12 protein-coding genes are annotated in these 14,753 nt (G+C 60.7%); 3 read left to right on the top strand and 9 right to left on the bottom strand.

Annotation, left to right across the window (positions count from 1 at the left end; all coding sequences use genetic code 11):
• Window positions 1-12: 12 nt before the first annotated feature.
• Window positions 13-1,647: an NAD+ synthase gene (locus tag HW452_RS17055; protein WP_224107299.1), complete on the bottom strand. Its 1,635-nt coding sequence runs from the start codon at window positions 1,645-1,647 to the stop codon at window positions 13-15.
• Window positions 1,648-1,777: 130 nt separating this feature from the next.
• Between HW452_RS17055 and HW452_RS17050 the strand changes: the two genes are divergently transcribed.
• Window positions 1,778-2,050 (top strand): PP0621 family protein, encoded by a 273-nt coding sequence (locus HW452_RS17050; protein ID WP_224107298.1) that lies wholly within the window; start codon window positions 1,778-1,780, stop codon window positions 2,048-2,050.
• Window positions 2,051-2,091: 41 nt separating this feature from the next.
• Here the strand turns inward: HW452_RS17050 and thiO are convergent, their stop codons facing one another.
• Window positions 2,092-3,201, bottom strand: coding sequence for a glycine oxidase ThiO (thiO, locus tag HW452_RS17045; RefSeq protein ID WP_224107297.1), 1,110 nt, complete (start codon window positions 3,199-3,201; stop codon window positions 2,092-2,094).
• Window positions 3,202-3,301: 100 nt separating this feature from the next.
• Here thiO and HW452_RS17040 point away from each other — a divergent pair, with 100 nt between their 5' ends.
• Window positions 3,302-3,829: a GspH/FimT family protein gene (locus HW452_RS17040; protein WP_224107296.1), complete on the top strand. Its 528-nt coding sequence runs from the start codon at window positions 3,302-3,304 to the stop codon at window positions 3,827-3,829.
• A 9-nt stretch (window positions 3,830-3,838) separates the two neighbouring features.
• Here HW452_RS17040 and trxB read toward each other — a convergent pair whose 3' ends face one another.
• Complete coding sequence (gene trxB, locus HW452_RS17035; protein ID WP_224107295.1) at window positions 3,839-4,810, bottom strand: thioredoxin-disulfide reductase; 972 nt, start codon at window positions 4,808-4,810, stop codon at window positions 3,839-3,841.
• A gap of 239 nt (window positions 4,811-5,049) precedes the next feature.
• Here trxB and acnA point away from each other — a divergent pair, with 239 nt between their 5' ends.
• Window positions 5,050-7,797, top strand: a complete 2,748-nt coding sequence (gene acnA / locus HW452_RS17030; RefSeq protein ID WP_224107294.1) for an aconitate hydratase AcnA — start codon at window positions 5,050-5,052, stop codon at window positions 7,795-7,797.
• Between the two features lie 76 nt (window positions 7,798-7,873).
• On the opposite strand, the gene HW452_RS17025 is transcribed toward acnA, so the two are convergent.
• The 6 genes from HW452_RS17025 to HW452_RS17000 all read right to left on the bottom strand — a co-directional run.
• Window positions 7,874-9,553 (bottom strand): NAD-dependent malic enzyme, encoded by a 1,680-nt coding sequence (locus HW452_RS17025; RefSeq protein WP_224107293.1) that lies wholly within the window; start codon window positions 9,551-9,553, stop codon window positions 7,874-7,876.
• A 177-nt stretch (window positions 9,554-9,730) separates the two neighbouring features.
• The gene (locus HW452_RS17020) at window positions 9,731-10,942 is read right to left on the bottom strand and encodes a YeeE/YedE family protein (RefSeq protein WP_224107292.1); all 1,212 of its coding nucleotides are present in this window, start codon (window positions 10,940-10,942) and stop codon (window positions 9,731-9,733) included.
• 141 nt (window positions 10,943-11,083) lie between these two features.
• Entirely contained in the window at window positions 11,084-12,097 is a 1,014-nt protein-coding gene (locus tag HW452_RS17015) for an AI-2E family transporter (protein WP_224107291.1), read from the bottom strand.
• A 134-nt stretch (window positions 12,098-12,231) separates the two neighbouring features.
• Window positions 12,232-13,644: a Na+/H+ antiporter NhaC family protein gene (locus tag HW452_RS17010; protein WP_224107290.1), complete on the bottom strand. Its 1,413-nt coding sequence runs from the start codon at window positions 13,642-13,644 to the stop codon at window positions 12,232-12,234.
• Between the two features lie 369 nt (window positions 13,645-14,013).
• Window positions 14,014-14,535 (bottom strand): hypothetical protein, encoded by a 522-nt coding sequence (locus HW452_RS17005; protein WP_224107289.1) that lies wholly within the window; start codon window positions 14,533-14,535, stop codon window positions 14,014-14,016.
• A 12-nt stretch (window positions 14,536-14,547) separates the two neighbouring features.
• On the bottom strand, window positions 14,548-14,753 hold a 206-nt coding region (locus HW452_RS17000; protein ID WP_224107288.1), incomplete at its 5' end, for a hypothetical protein.

Raw genomic sequence — 14,753 nt, 5'->3', positions numbered from 1 at the left:
CTGGCGAACGCGCTAGTCGCCCGGCTGCCAGCCATTGACGATCGGGTAGCGCCGGTCACGCCCGAAGCCGCGCGGCGTGACCCGCACACCCACCGGCGCCTGGCGCCGCTTGTATTCACAGCGGTCGACTAGCTTGACCACCTTGTAGACATCTTCTGCGTCGAAACCGGCCGCGATAATCGCTTCAGCGCTCATATCGCCTTCGATGTAGCGCACCAGGATCGCATCGAGTATGTCGTAATCAGGCAGAGAGTCGCTATCCTGCTGGCCGGGCGCCAGCTCAGCACTTGGTGGGCGCTCGATCACCCGCTCGGGAATCGCCGGCGACTGCGTATTGCGCCAGCGGGCCAGCCGGTATACCCAGGTCTTGTAGACATCCTTCAGGGCGTTGTAGCCGCCCACCATATCACCGTAGAGCGTGGCATACCCTACCGCCATTTCGCTCTTGTTGCCGGTGGTCAGCACCATCAGGCCCTTCTTGTTGGAAAGCGCCATCAGCAGCACGCCGCGGCAGCGTGACTGAAGATTCTCTTCGGTAGTATCACGCTCGGTGCCGGCAAAGCTTTCCGACAGCGTTGCCATGAATGCCTCCACCATAGGCTCGATGGGCATCACGTCGTAGTGAACGCCGAGCATTTCGGCCTGCTGGGCGGCGTCCTGCCGGGAGATATCTGCGGTATAGTGATACGGCATCATTACCGCCTGGACCCGCTGCGGGCCCAGGGCATCCACGGCAATCGCCAGGGAAAGCGCCGAGTCGATGCCGCCGGAAAGCCCCAGCACCACGCCGTCGAAACCGCTCTTGTTGACGTAGTCGCGCACGCCGGTCACCAGCGCACAGTAGAGGCTCTCTTCAGGGTCCACATCCGGTTCGATCTCGCCGGCCTGGGGCTCCCAGGCGTTCGCGCTGGTCTGCAGCAGCTGCACCGGCATCAGCCCCGCCTGCCAGTAGGGTGCCAGCACCTTGAGCTGTCCCTTGGCATCCACGCACTTGGAGCCCCCGTCAAATACCAGCTCGTCCTGCCCGCCGATGGTGTTCACGTACACGATCGGGCGATCCACCTCTTGAGCGCGCTGCTCCAGAAGCTGCAGGCGCTCGCCGGGCTTGTCCTGATGGTAGGGCGAGGCGTTGAGACTGATCAGCACCTCCGCGCCGGCGGCCTTGGCCGCCTTGACCGGCGCGCCCTCCCACAGGTCCTCGCAGATCAAAAGCCCCAGGCGGGCGCCCTTGTGCTCGTACACCAGGGAGTCGGCCCCCGGCGTAAAGTAGCGCTGTTCGTCGAATACCTGGTAGTTGGGGAGCGCCTGCTTGGCGTATTCGGCTTCCCACTGGCCGTTGTACAGCACACCTGCCAAATTGTAGCGCTTGCCTTCGCGCACGCCGGGGTAGCCGATGATCACCAGCACATCACGGGCCACCTTGGCGGCCATGGTCGCTCGCGCTTCACGCAGCCGCGCCTCCATGGAGGGTCGCAGCAATAAATCTTCCGGCGGATACCCGGAGAGAAACAGCTCAGGGAAGATAACGATATCCGCCCCATGCTCAATGCGCGCCTCGCGCACGGCTTCGATAGCACGCGCCGCATTGCCGGGAATATCCCCCACAAGCGGGTCAAGTTGGGCCATTACCAGCGTTAGATCTTGCATGGGCGTTAAAATCTCTTGAGAATCTTGAACATTGTCACCTGCATCGATGCATTGTCCCGCAAGGGCCGCCCGCTGGCAAAGCCTGCACCGCATCGAACGCATTCATCTCCGTACCGGAGGACCTACAAGGATGAACCTGTTGATCATTCGTCTGATTATCTTTGCCGTGGTGTTTTACGCGGGCCTGAAACTCTACAGCATGTACCGTCAGCACAAGTTGGCCCGCGACGCCGAACACGAAGCATTGAACCGCCATGACGGCGGTCAGATGGTGCGCTGCCGCTGGTGCGAGGTTCACGTGCCGGAAACCGAAGCGCTGCGCGACCACGAACAGTGGTTCTGTTCAAGCGCCCACCGCGACCGCTTCGCTCAGGAGCAGGCGGACCGAAACGGCGGCGCCTAGGCATGGCTCGTTTACCGGCATAGCGCATGTACCGGAATGGTTCATGCAACGGAATGGCTCAGCCTTTCAAGCGTAGGCAAGAACGGCGCGGGATCGATCAGCGGCGTCCGCGCCAGCAATTGATCGACCAGCAGGTGCGTAGAGGCAGGCGCCAGTACCAGACCATTGCGATAATGCCCGGCATTGATAAACACGTGGGGCCTTTCCGGCAAGGCACCGATGAACGGAAGGCCCGCAGGCGAGCCCGGACGCAACCCCGCCCAGTGGTAGGCCACCGGGCACTGCTTGAGCGCGGGCACGATCTGCTCGGCGCTCTGCTTTAGCGAGGCAAGTGCAGCGGCGTCGGTGGACTTGTCGAACCCGGTTTCTTCGAGGGTAGAGCCTACCAGCAGCAGACCGTCGCTTCTGGGAATGACGTAGCGGCCATCTTTCAACACCACGCGCTGCACCAGACCCAAGGGCGCTTGATAGGCGATCATCTGCCCTTTTACCGGGCGTACCGGCAGGCGCACCTCCAGTATGGCCAAAAGCCCCGCCGTCCAGGCGCCACCGCAGATGACGAGCTGCCCGGCGTCAAGCATCCCCTGCGCGGTATTCACGCCGGTCACCTGCCCACCGCGCTGACGAAAGCCCTGTACCTCGCACTGCTCGCGCAGTGTGACGTTGGGCATTGCCAAGAGCCTGGCGCGCAGCGCCTGGCCAAGGCGGGGGTTGCGCACGCTGCCCAGCGTCGGCATCCATAGCGCATTTTCGTGGGTAATCGCTACTTCCGGCTCTTTTTGGCGCACGAAGTCGGCCGCCACGCGCCCCAGCGGCTTGCCCATCTGGCGCGCCCAGCCAAGCGCGCTTTCCTCGTCATCCACATTCAGGTACAAAAGACCTTTCTGGCGGTACTCGGGGTCGATACCGGTCTCTTCGAGCAGACGCAGAGCCAGGGTGGGGTAAGCGCCTTCCGACCAGCGCGACAGCTGCGAGATGGGCTCGGCATAGCGCCAAGGGTAAAGCGGCGACACGATGCCGCCACCGGCCCAGGACGCCTCTTTTCCGCAGACGCCACGTTCCACCAGGGTGACCTGCTGGCCGGCATCGGCTAGCTGCAGCGCAGTCATCATGCCGATGACACCGCCGCCAATAATTAGAACATCGCTCACTCGGGTTGCCTGCTCTGGCTGACTGGATAACCGGCCAAGGCCGGATGGGACACAGAGGATAGCGAGCCGGCTGAACAGGTCAAGCGATCAGGAGCGTGTGATGCCCTACCCCACTAGCGTCAGATACCCGACACCAGGCTTCACCCTGCTGGAACTGCTGGTGGTACTGGCACTCGTCGGTGTGCTGGCCGCCTGGGGAGTGCCCAGTTTCAATGCGCTGGGCGAGCGCACCGCCGTGACCGGCGAGATAAACCGGCTGCAGTCAGCGCTTTCGCTGGCGCGCAGTACCGCTATCACCCACCGCGCGTCCACCACTCTGTGCCCGGCCAACCGGGACCGCACGGCCTGTGCCAGCGACTGGAGCGGCGAGCTGATGCTGATCAGCGCCGACAAACTGCGCGGCGTTGCCCAAGACGAGGTAGTGCGGGTATTTCCGGCGACCTCCGGGGTGAGCGTTGCCAAGAACGGCCATGACCGTATCAGGTACACCCCGCTTGGCCACGCCACGGGATTCAACAGCACTTTTACCATCTGCCCGGCTAGCCACCAGGCCAGCGCTCAAGGCGCCAGCCTGGTGCTCAGTACCCTGGGGCGGGCACGCGTGGAAGACAGCCCGGCGGGCTGCTAGCCGCCGGCGTTACTCGGTGGAGTCTTCAGGCCAAGCAATGCCGTCCAGATAGCGTTCGGCGTCCAGCGCGGCCATGCAGCCGCTGCCTGCCGAAGTAATCGCCTGGCGATAGATATGATCCATTACATCGCCACAGGCAAACACACCGGGCACGCTGGTCGCGGTGGCGTTGCCTTCAAGCCCGGAGTTCACCTTGATATAGCCATCGTTCATGCTCAGCTGGCCTTCGAAAATTCCCGTATTAGGGCTGTGACCAATGGCGATGAACAGTCCCGGCGCGTGCAGTTCCTTGGTGCTGCCATCGCGCGTTGACTTCAAACGCACGCCGGTAACCCCGGTGTTATCGCCCAGCACTTCGTCGATTTCCTGGAACCACTCGATCGCCATGGTACCTGCAGCCACTTTCTCAAATAGCCTGTCCTGCAGAATCTTTTCGGCGCGCAGCGTATCGCGGCGGTGCACCAGGGTTACCTTGGAGGCGATATTGGAAAGATACAGCGCTTCTTCCACCGCCGTATTACCCCCGCCCACCACGATGACCTCCTGGTTGCGGTAGAAGAACCCATCGCAGGTGGCGCAGGCCGAAACGCCCTGCCCCATGAACTGCTGTTCGGTGGGCAGGCCGAGATAGCGGGCGCTGGCGCCAGTCGCCACGATAAGCGCATCACAGGTATAGGTCGCGCTGTCGCCTTTCAGGGTGAACGGTTTTTCACCCAGGCTGACCTCGTTGATATGATCGAACAGCACCTCGGTGTTAAAGCGCTCGGCGTGAGCCTTCATGCGCTCCATCAGCTCCGGGCCTTGTACGCCCTCGGCATCGCCCGGCCAGTTGTCGACGTCTGTCGTGGTGGTCAGCTGGCCACCCGCTTGCATTCCGGTAATCAGCAGCGGCTTCAGGTTCGCCCGCGCTGCGTAAACGGCCGCTGTGTACCCCGCAGGGCCGGAACCAAGAATAATCAAACGTTCATGACGCGTTTCCATGACACCACCTTGTAAATGTCTAGCTGATAAAGTCGCACTAACGAAATATGAATCGCCAAGAGTCTGCCTGAAATGGCGCCAAGTACAAGCTATTGCAAGGGTTGACCTTCGCTATTAGGCGAAGACACCTTGAAACGGCCTTTATAAACACGCATGTACTACTACTATGTAGGTCATACTAAAAGGAAAACAGTGACCGTCGCGTTGCGTTAGACGCCGCACAATGAAAGGAGAAAGGCATGAGCAGCACACCCGACACACTCCAGACACTTGATGTAGGCAGCAAGCAGTACCGCTACTACAGCCTCCCCAAGGCAGCCGATGCGCTCGGCAACATCGACCGACTACCCAAGTCGCTCAAGATTCTACTTGAAAACCAGCTGCGTTTTGCCGATGACGAAAGTGTTGACCAGGAGGACATGCAGGCGCTGGTCGACTGGCAGAAAGAGGGCAAGTCGAGCCGCGAGATCGGCTATCGCCCCGCCCGGGTCTTGATGCAGGATTTCACCGGCGTGCCCGGCGTGGTGGATCTGGCCTCCATGCGCGCTGCGGTAGAAAAACTCGGCGAAGACCCGGCCCGCATCAACCCGCTCTCTCCGGTCGATCTGGTCATCGACCACTCGGTGATGGTCGACAAGTTCGGCAACGCCACCGCGTTTGAAGAGAACGTCGAGATCGAGATGCAGCGCAACCGCGAGCGCTACGAATTCCTGCGCTGGGGCCAGCAGGCCTTTGACAACTTCAGCGTGGTGCCGCCCGGCACCGGCATCTGCCACCAGGTGAACCTCGAGTATCTCGGCCGGAGTGTCTGGACCAAGGAGGAAGATGGCGCCACCTACGCCTATCCCGATACCCTGGTCGGCACCGATTCCCACACCACCATGATCAACGGCCTGGGCGTGCTGGGCTGGGGCGTGGGCGGCATCGAGGCGGAAGCCGCCATGCTGGGCCAGCCGGTGTCGATGCTGATTCCGGAAGTGATCGGCTTCAAGCTGACCGGCAAGCTGCGCGAAGGGATCACCGCCACCGACCTGGTCTTGACCGTTACCCAGATGCTGCGCAAGAAAGGCGTGGTGGGCAAGTTCGTCGAGTTCTACGGCGATGGCCTGAAAGACCTGCCGCTGGCCGACCGTGCCACGATTGCCAATATGGCCCCGGAATACGGCGCCACCTGCGGCTTCTTCCCGGTGGATGACGAAACGCTCAACTACATGCGCCTGACCGGTCGTGAAGATGACCAGATAGCGCTGGTGGAAGCCTACAGCAAGGCGCAGGGCCTGTGGCGCGAGCCCGGCGACGAGCCGGTCTTCAGCGATGCCCTGCACCTGGACATGACCGAGGTCGAAGCCAGCCTGGCCGGCCCCAAACGCCCGCAGGACCGCGTTGCACTGAAAGACATGACCACTGCCTTCGACAAGATCATGCAAGACGATGGCAAGGCGCAGCCCACGACCGAAAAGGGCAAGTTCGACTCCGAAGGCGGCCAGACGGCCGTGGGCATCGACCGTAGTCTCGAAGGTGATTTCAAGCACGCCGACAGCCAGGATGTCACCCTCGGCGAGCACTCCTTCAGCCTTGACCCGGGCGCCGTGGTGATTGCCGCAATCACATCCTGCACCAACACCTCCAACCCCAGCGTGATGATGGCCGCCGGCCTTCTGGCCCGCAAGGCACGTGAAAAGGGCCTGACCACCAAGCCCTGGGTGAAGACCTCGCTGGCGCCGGGCTCCAAGGTGGTGACCGACTACCTGGCCGCCGCCAAGCTGGACGGCGACTTGAACGAACTGGGTTTCAACCTGGTGGGCTATGGCTGCACCACCTGTATCGGCAACTCCGGCCCGCTGCCGGAAGCCATCGAGAAAGCCGTCAACCAGGGCGACCTGACCGTGGCCTCGGTACTTTCCGGTAACCGCAACTTCGAAGGCCGCGTGCACCCGCTGGTGAAAACCAACTGGCTTGCCTCGCCGCCCCTGGTCGTCGCCTACGCCTTGGCCGGTAACGTGCAGCGCGATTTGACGAAGGAGCCGCTGGGCGAAGACGAGAGCGGCAACCCGGTCTACCTGAAGGATATCTGGCCTTCCCAGGCCGAGATCGCCGAAGCGGTGGAAAAGGTCAATACCGAGATGTTCCGCAAGGAGTACGGCGAGGTCTTTGAAGGCGACGACACCTGGCAGGCGATCAACGTCTCCGAAAGCCAGGTATACCAGTGGCCCGACTCCACCTACATTCAGCACCCGCCCTTCTTCGAAGGCATGGGCCGCGAGCCGGATGCGATCGAGGACGTGCACAACGCCCGCGTGCTGGCCATGCTGGGCGACTCGGTGACCACCGACCACATCTCACCGGCAGGTTCCATCAAACCCGACAGCCCCGCCGGCCGCTACCTGCAGGAGCACGGCGTGAAGCCGGTCGACTTCAACTCCTACGGCTCGCGCCGGGGTAACCACGAAGTGATGATGCGCGGTACTTTCGCCAACGTACGTATCAAGAACGAGATGCTGGACGGCGTGGTGGGCGGTGAGACCCGCTACGTGCCAAGCGGCGAGCAGATGTCGATCTATGATGCGGCCATGAAGTACCAGGAGGCTGGTACACCGCTGGTCGTGATTGCCGGCAAGGAGTACGGCACAGGTTCTTCACGCGACTGGGCCGCCAAGGGTACACGGCTTCTGGGCGTGCGCGCCGTGATCGCCGAATCCTTCGAGCGTATTCACCGCTCCAACTTGATCGGCATGGGCGTGGTACCGCTGCAGTTCCCGGAAGGCGAGACCCGCGAGACGCTGGGGCTGACCGGCGATGAGGAGATATCGATTGCAGGGCTGAGCGATCTAAGCCCCGGCAAGACGGTCAAGGTAGTCATCAAGAGCGGCGAACAGGAACGTAGCGTTGATGCCAAGTGCCGAATTGATACGCTCAATGAGCTGGCTTACTACCGCCACGGTGGTATCCTTCACTACGTGCTGCGCAAAATGATCGGCGCAGCCTGAGTAACACCTACCAATGCTTGCACGCCCCCACCTCGGTGGGGGCTTTTTTTTGCCTCGCTATTTCGTGAACCGCTGTTTAAACGGCACGACGGCGATAGGTCCGATATTCAGGCGACCAGCTGGCTTTCTCTATGGCTTCGCGCAGCTTGGTGCCACTGGTCGTCAATGCCACGCCATTGTGCTGGGCGGTGGCGGCGACTTCGAAGGCAATGGACTGACTGATTTCACGAATCCGCGACAGCGGCGGCAACAGTGCACCTTTACCTTCCTTGACGATGGGGGCTTCACGGGCAAGCGCCCGGGAGGCGCTCATCAGCATCTCATCGGTAACCCGGCTGGCATTGGCCGCGACGACCCCAAGCCCGATGCCCGGGAAGATATAGGCATTGTTGCACTGAGCAATCGGATAGGTACGGCCGTTGTACACCACCGGCGCAAACGGGCTGCCGGTAGCTACCAGCGCCTGGCCGTCGGTCCAGCGGATCACGTCTTCCGGCACGGCTTCCGCCTGGGAGGTCGGGTTGGAAAGCGGCATGATCACCGGATGCTCGCAGCCGGCGTGCATGGTCCTGACCACCTGCTCGGTGAAGATACCGCGCTGACCGCACACGCCGATCAACACCGTGGGCTTCATCTGGGCGATGGTCTCTTCCAGCCCCTGGCCGTTCCAGTTGGCCACCAGCGCAGGGTCGTGAGCCAGACGGCGCTGGAAATCGCGCTGCCAGGGCTGATCGGTGGTCATCAAACCTTCACGGTCGACGATAAAGATACGCGAGCGTGCTTCGCGCTCGGAAAGCCCTTCGGCTTCCATGGCGACCACGACCTGCTCGGCGATGCCGCAACCCGCCGAACCGCCGCCCACGAATACCACGCGCTGCTGGGCGATGGTCTCCTCACGCGCCTGGCAGGCCGCCATCAAGGTTCCCACCACGACGGACGCCGTGCCTTGAACATCGTCATTGAAGCAGCATAGCTCGTTACGATAGCGCTCAAGCAGCGGCACCGCGTTGGCCTGGGCAAAATCCTCAAACTGGAGCAACGCGTTGGGCCAGCGGCGCTTCAGTGCCGAGATGAACTGGTCCATGAAGGCATCGTACTCTTCCTGCCCTACCCGCTCGTGGCACCAGCCCATGTACATGGGGTCATCCAGCAGCGCCTGATTGTTGGTGCCCACATCGATCATGATGGGCAGCGTATGCGCTGGACTGATGCCGCCACAGGCGGTGTACAGCGCCAGCTTGCCGATCGGGATCCCCATGCCGCCGATGCCCTGGTCGCCCAGGCCCAGAATGCGCTCGCCGTCGGTGACCACGATGACCTTGACGTTATCCTTGGTGGCGCTGCGCAGAATATCGTCCATATGCTCGCGATCCTGGTAGCCGATGAACAGGCCCCGGTGATTGCGATAGATATTGGAGAATTCCTGGCACGCCTGACCCACGGTCGGCGTATAGATGATCGGCAGCATCTCTTCAAGATGCTCGGATACCAGGCGGAAATAGAGGGTTTCGTTGTCGTCTTGAATGGCGCGCAGATAGATGTGACGCTCGAGATCGCTATTACACTGCTGGTACTGACGGTAAGCCCGTTCTAATTGATCATCGATGGTTTCGACATTCTGCGGCAGCAGGCCAATCAGATTGAAAGCCAGCCGCTCCTCTTGAGTAAACGCACTGCCTTTGTTCAATAGGGGCATTTCTAGCAGAGAAGGACCGGCATAAGGAATATATAAGGGGCGTTTACTCGTCGTGGACATAGGCGCTCTCGTTCATGTCGATGTCTATTGCGATGCAGCAACGCGGGGCGTTGGCGGCGTTGGCCGATAATGTAACATGCTAGTACGACAAAGGTGGAAGTGACACGATTATAAGCATGAAAAACGCCCCGGCGAACAGCCGGGGCGTAACATCCATTTAGCGCGCTCTAGAGGCGATCAGCTCGTCTTGGCAACGGGCTTTCGGCCCTCTACGCCATCAAAGAAGAATGGTCGGATTCTGACACCCAGCATGTTGCCCGCAAAGGCCGCGACCAGCCATACCCAGCCGTGCAGGCTGCCGGATGCGATGCCGCTGAAATAAGCCCCGATGTTGCAGCCAAACGCCAGTCGCGCACCGTAACCCAGCATCAACCCACCCAGCACAGCGGCCAGAACCGAGCGCAGGGGTATCCTGAAGTTGGGCGCAAACCGCCCGGCCAGATGGGCAGCCGCCAGTGCCCCCAGCATGATCCCCACGTTCATGACCGTGGTGATATCGCTCCATACGCTGGCCTCGAGCGCCGCCGCATTGCCCGGTGCCTGCCAGTAGCCCCACTGGCTGACATCGCCGCCCACCAGCTCGAATCCCTTGGCACCCCACAGCGCAAACGCGGAGGTAATGCCCCAGGGGCGGCCCGCGAGCGCCAGCGTGGCAAAGTTCAACAGCGCCAGCGCAACCGCGCCGGCAAGCAGTGGCCAGGGCCCGGTCAGCCAGCGCGCAGCGCCGTGCTGTTCCACCTGCGGCGCCTTTTCCAGCTGGCCGTGGCGGCGCTTTTCCATCACCAGCGTGAAGGCGGCAATGGCAGCAAACAGCACCAGGCTGATTGCGATGCCGCCGCCCGTGCCGGCAATGTCGATCAGCGACACTGGCTGAAAAGCAGGCAAGCTCTGCCACCAGGCAAAATGCGCCGTGCCGATCACCGAACCGACGATGAAGAACACCAGGGTAATCAGCATGCGCGCATTACCGCCGCCGGCGGTAAACAGCGTACCCGACGCGCACCCGCCGCCCAGCTGCATGCCGATACCAAACAGGAAAGCACCAAACAGCACGGAGATACCGATAGGTGACACAAAGCCACGTACTTCGTTGCCAAACAGCGTGCCGGCACCCAGCGCCGGAAAGAACAGCACGACGGCAATGGTCAGCATAACCATCTGCGCGCGCAGGCCGCGCCCACGGCGCTCGGTAATGAACACTCGCCAGGCGGCGGTAAACCCGAAGGCGGCGTGATACAGCACCATGCCCAACAGGCCGCCCACGATCATCAAAAGACCGATGTTGGACCCAAACACCACGCCGATCAGTAGCGCGCCCAGTACGATTGCCGCCGTGGCAATCAGCGGCACCCGGTAACGGGTACTCGCCGCCGGTGTCATCGTTGACATATTTTCACCTTGTTGAAATGCCAAAAGCGCCTGCAGGAAAACAGGCGCTCTCGACGGTAGGGGTAATGGTTACCAGCTTAACGCTGCGCTCAGAGGGCGTAAAATCATTTATACGCCGATGGTTATTCCCTTGGGCGCTATCTACTCCGCGTCTTCTTCACGCGTCACGTAGAGCCGGTTGACCAGCACGAACAGCACCACGGTCAGCGGCGCCGCCAACAGCACACCGGCCACGCCAAACAAGGTGCTTGCCGCAAACAGCGAAAACAGCAGCATTGCCGGTGGCAGGTTCACGGCCCGCTGCTGAATCAGAGGCTGCAGGATATTGCCCTCGATCTGCTGGATGATCGTATAGGCAATCAGCACGAACAGCGCGGTTTGCGGGCTGACCGTGTAAGCCAGGAGCAGCGCCGGAATAGCCGCCACCAGCGGCCCTACCAGCGGCACGAAATCCAGTAGCCCTGCAATCAGCCCAAGGCCAAGCGGCGCGGGCACCCCCAACAGCCACATGCTGATACCCACCAGCAACCCGGTCACGACCATGGCAATCAGCTGCCCGCCCAGCCAGAAACGCAGCGCCTTGCCGCTTTCATCCAGCGCCTTTGCAAGCTTGGGCCGGCTCTTGACCGGCGCAAGCAGCAGCAGGCCACGACGATAAACGCCGGGCTGCGCGGCAAAATAGACCATGCCGACGATCAGCGCCAAGAAGTTGACGACGCTACCGCCCATGGAGACCACCACCATGCCCACCTGGGAAATGCCGTTCTCGAACAGACTGCCTGCCCGCTCGGCGGCGTTGTCCAAAAGTGGCGCCAGGGAAGTGCCCTCGATGCGCTCCTGAAGCTGCTCCCAGGCGTCCGGCAGCAAGGAGGACAGGGCTTCAAGTTCGGATGAGACCTGTGCTCCAAACCCCCAACTGATCACCCCCAATGTCACGAGCAGCCCGATGATGACGGTCAACAGCGCAAGCCAGCGCGGCGCCCCCAGCCGCAGCAGCGGCGCCATGCAGGTTTGCAACACGCAGGCTCCAACCACCGCGCCAAAAATCAAGATCAGCAGCCCCACCAGTTGCCACAACACCAATGCCACGACCCCCAGCATCAATGCGATCAGCGCGTATTCCGTAAACGTCCGTTGTCGATCAGTGGTTTGCATTCACGTTCCCTTTTTGATGCACACGATGAAAAATACGTTCTTGCTGCTTGGCTTGACGGCATGCCCAACGGGCAATGCCCGCCCGCCTCCCCGGTCCTTGGGGTAGTTTAGCGTGATGGCGGCAGAGTCTGCCTCTATTTCGAACCCCGCACCTTGTGACCGAGACCGATGCCGCTCACGACGTAGAAAAGTGAAAACGCGATGGCGCCATAACAGAGAATGGCATAGACCAGGAAATCCGCCGTGGGGACCCCAAGCGTGGCCGCGGTGAACGCGCCCGTCACGCCCCAGGGAATGAGCGGCGAAAGCGTGGTCCCGGTATCTTCTAGAATCCGCGACAAGTTCTTGGTGGGCGTGCCGCTATTGGCCACCAGCGGACGAAGCAGAGGCCCCAGAAGAGCAAAGGTCACGTAGTAGCTGCCGGTCAGCAAGAAGGCGAGGCTATGCAGCCCCATGGCACTTCCCAGCACCTGCCGCCGGCCTGCCTGGCGCTTGTCCAGTAGCCGGATGGCCGCATCCAGCGTACCCGCGCTTTTAAACGGCGCCCCCAGAACCGCGGCGGCGATCAGCACCGCCACCGTCGACATCATGCTCTGCAGGCCGCCCCGGGAAAGCATGCTGTCCACCACGTCCACTCCGGTACTGGAGCTGTACCCGCTATTCATTGCCTGGCCAATGGTGCTCAGGCTCGCACCTTGCAGTAAAAAAGCAATCAGGGCACCGCACACGATACCCACGGCAAAGGAAGGCAGCACCGGCTTTTTCAACAAGATACAGATGAACACCACCACCGGCGGAAGGAACGTGACCACGTTGGTGCTGAATACCTGATCGAGCGTACTCACCAACAGCGCCGTTTGCGCCGGCGTGTCACCCTGCGTTCCGCTGATGCTGCTTCCCAGCCACGCGTACACCCCCAGTGCAATGAGATAGGCCGGCAGAGTCGAATACAGCATATGGCGAATATGGGTCACGATATTGACCTCGCAAACCGCCGAGGCCATGACCGTGGTATCGGAAAGCGGCGAGAGCTTATCGCCGAAAAAAGTCCCCGTCACGATGGCGCCCGCCGCCCAGGCAAGCGGTATGTCGAGCCCCGCTGCCACGCCCATCAGCGCCACGCCAATGGTACTGAGCGTACCCCAGGACGTGCCAGCCATCACCGACATCAGCGAGCAGGAAAGGCACGCCACGACCAAGAAAAGCGCCGGCGTCAGCAGCTCGAGCCCCAGTGTCACCATGGCGGGGATCGTCCCCGAGAGCATCCAGACGCCCACCATCATGCCAACACAGATCAGTATCAGAATAGGAATGAGCATCGCCTGAATGCCTGATAACAGGTCCGCCTCCAGACGCTCCCAGGGGACGCCCCACACCAGGCACAGCGTGATCGCCAGGCTCCCCGCCACGATCAGCGCCACCGCCGTGGGTATGGAAAGCCACATGATCGCCACCAGCAAACTGCCAATGGCCACCACCAGCAACACAAGATGGTGCACACCACTTAATACGGGGGCCGCTACCGGCTCTGGACGGTCATACGACATGGACACTCCTCGCTACTACGTTATGGTTATTGTGAAAGCACAACGGCTAGAAAGCCGGAGAAAGGGCTCGGCTAGCGTAGCGGAAGAGCGTCTGGTAGCGCCATAACACTAGTTGGGGAGGTTGACGTTAACAGCGAAGGGGTTGGCGTAAATGTTCGCGTGTTGATAATGTCTTGAAGAAACGCTGCCGGGTCATGATTTGGCCAGAATAGAGCGTACGCTGGGGCGATTTCCAGCAGGTCGCGTGATAATCGCTTTGCAACAAGCTGTTTCGAAGGTTTACCGCAAACGCCCTGCTTGTAACGATTGAGACGACCCAAATGACCGTAATCGTTCTGCTGGCCGTGGGCTTTCTACCCGCTCTTATAATTAAGGAAAGCGGCCAAAGGCATTCACATCTTCCGGTTCGCCCTTGCGGGTTTCGCGGTAGTTGGGCACCGAAAGCTCCATCAGATCCGGACGACCGCCCCAAGCAGCACTATCGACTTCAACACGGTGTGCTTCACGCAGTGCCTTGAGTTCTTCCTCGCTGCTATTGGCATACAAATCACGCCAATAAGTCACGTGTCGACCGCGCTTACCCGCTTCGTCATAGGCTTTGGTGGTCGGGTCAAGGTGGCGGAAGGGCTCTACCTGAGGAATATCTGGCAATGGCCGGGACACATCCATATAGCGCTGTAGCATATCCCAGGCGGCGTATAGCTGTGCAATACTGCCATCCACAGTAAAACTGAACTCCAGCGGATCTTTTGTATGCGGCAGTTGACTGCGATGAGGATAGCGGTGAATCACCTTAAGTGAGTGGAATTGAGAACCTTGAGTCCCTACCGTCATCTCGATATAAGCATCGAATTCGTAAAAAGGAAACTCGCCAATAGACGTCTTTACCATACCATCCTGCCGTCAGAAAGATAAATCGTTAGTCCAATTACGGTTACGCTTATAAAATCTAAGTTCGTATTTATCCCAGAAGTAGAGAATAAGAGTGGCTGAACCACAAATCGCCAACATAATAGCAAGAGGTGTAAAAGCTTGTATCAATGTGTCGGCCGCAAAAATAAATAGTATTGTGCAAAAGGCCATAATACCCGTAAATATTACCCCCCCCC

Source organism: Vreelandella aquamarina (genome assembly GCF_020075495.1).
Classification (GTDB): domain Bacteria; phylum Pseudomonadota; class Gammaproteobacteria; order Pseudomonadales; family Halomonadaceae; genus Vreelandella; species Vreelandella aquamarina_A.
The sequence above is the reverse complement of the archived record's forward strand: the minus strand, read 5'-3'. Positions and strand labels throughout refer to the sequence as shown.